This window comes from Corynebacterium sp. HMSC062A03 (assembly GCF_001811145.1).
Lineage (GTDB): Bacteria > Actinomycetota > Actinomycetes > Mycobacteriales > Mycobacteriaceae > Corynebacterium > Corynebacterium aurimucosum.
On the sequence record NZ_KV803654.1, the window covers coordinates 1 to 1,362 of the forward strand.

Genomic DNA, 1,362 nt, shown 5'->3' on the forward strand with positions numbered 1-1,362 from the left:
TTTTTCGGTGCAAGATGAGCTCGCGGCCTATCAGCTTGTTGGTGGGGTAATGGCCTACCAAGGCGTCGACGGGTAGCCGGCCTGAGAGGGTGTACGGCCACATTGGGACTGAGATACGGCCCAGACTCCTACGGGAGGCAGCAGTGGGGAATATTGCACAATGGGCGGAAGCCTGATGCAGCGACGCCGCGTGGGGGATGACGGCCTTCGGGTTGTAAACTCCTTTCGACAGGGACGAAGCGTAAGTGACGGTACCTGTATAAGAAGCACCGGCTAACTACGTGCCAGCAGCCGCGGTAATACGTAGGGTGCGAGCGTTGTCCGGAATTACTGGGCGTAAAGAGCTCGTAGGTGGTTTGTCGCGTCGTCTGTGAAATTCCGGGGCTTAACTTCGGGCGTGCAGGCGATACGGGCATAACTTGAGTGCTGTAGGGGAGACTGGAATTCCTGGTGTAGCGGTGAAATGCGCAGATATCAGGAGGAACACCGATGGCGAAGGCAGGTCTCTGGGCAGTTACTGACGCTGAGGAGCGAAAGCATGGGTAGCAAACAGGATTAGATACCCTGGTAGTCCATGCCGTAAACGGTGGGCGCTAGGTGTAGGGGGCTTCCACGTCTTCTGTGCCGTAGCTAACGCATTAAGCGCCCCGCCTGGGGAGTACGGCCGCAAGGCTAAAACTCAAAGGAATTGACGGGGGCCCGCACAAGCGGCGGAGCATGTGGATTAATTCGATGCAACGCGAAGAACCTTACCTGGGCTTGACATACACCAGATTGCTGCAGAGATGTAGTGTCCCTTGTGGTTGGTGTACAGGTGGTGCATGGTTGTCGTCAGCTCGTGTCGTGAGATGTTGGGTTAAGTCCCGCAACGAGCGCAACCCTTGTCTTATGTTGCCAGCATTTGGTTGGGGACTCATGAGAGACTGCCGGGGTTAACTCGGAGGAAGGTGGGGATGACGTCAAATCATCATGCCCCTTATGTCCAGGGCTTCACACATGCTACAATGGTCGGTACAACGCGCAGCGACACTGTGAGGTGGAGCGAATCGCTGAAAGCCGGCCTTAGTTCGGATTGGGGTCTGCAACTCGACCCCATGAAGTCGGAGTCGCTAGTAATCGCAGATCAGCAATGCTGCGGTGAATACGTTCCCGGGCCTTGTACACACCGCCCGTCACGTCATGAAAGTTGGTAACACCCGAAGCCAGTGGCCTAAACTTGTTAGGGAGCTGTCGAAGGTGGGATCGGCGATTGGGACGAAGTCGTAACAAGGTACCCGTACCGGAAGGTGCGGGTGGATCACCTCCTTTCTAAGGAGCTTTATTTGTGGCACCAGTTGGTGTCTTTAAGCATGTGAGTGTTTT

1 rRNA gene is annotated in these 1,362 nt (G+C 55.7%); it reads left to right on the forward strand.

Annotated features, from left to right (window positions below):
• Window positions 1–1,308: ribosomal RNA gene (locus tag HMPREF2781_RS04540) — 16S ribosomal RNA — on the forward strand; the annotation flags it as partial.
• Window positions 1,309–1,362 lie beyond the last annotated feature (54 nt).